The sequence below is a fragment of the Neisseria sp. P0014.S002 genome, from assembly GCF_051958295.1.
Taxonomy (GTDB): Bacteria; Pseudomonadota; Gammaproteobacteria; order Burkholderiales; family Neisseriaceae; genus Neisseria; species Neisseria flavescens_B.
On sequence record NZ_JBQCVO010000116.1, the window covers coordinates 1 to 240 of the forward strand.

The 240-nt window shown below is 57.1% G+C and carries 1 rRNA gene; it reads right to left on the reverse strand.

From position 1 onward, the window contains the following. A 16S ribosomal RNA gene (locus ACTHSX_RS10830) occupies window positions 1-240 on the reverse strand; the annotation flags it as partial.

The window sequence follows — 240 nt, forward strand, 5'->3', positions numbered from 1 at the left end:
CGCTTTCGAGTCTCAGCGTCAGTCACCGTCCAGGTGGCCGCCTTCGCCACTGGTGTTCCTCCCGATATCTACGGATTTCACCCCTACACCGGGAATTCCGCCACCCTCTCCGGGACTCTAGCTAGACAGTATCGGATGCAGTTCCAGGGTTGGGCCCTGGGATTTCACATTCGACTTGTCAAACCGCCTACACTCGCTTTACGCCCAATGAATCCGGACAACGCTTGCACCCTCCGTATT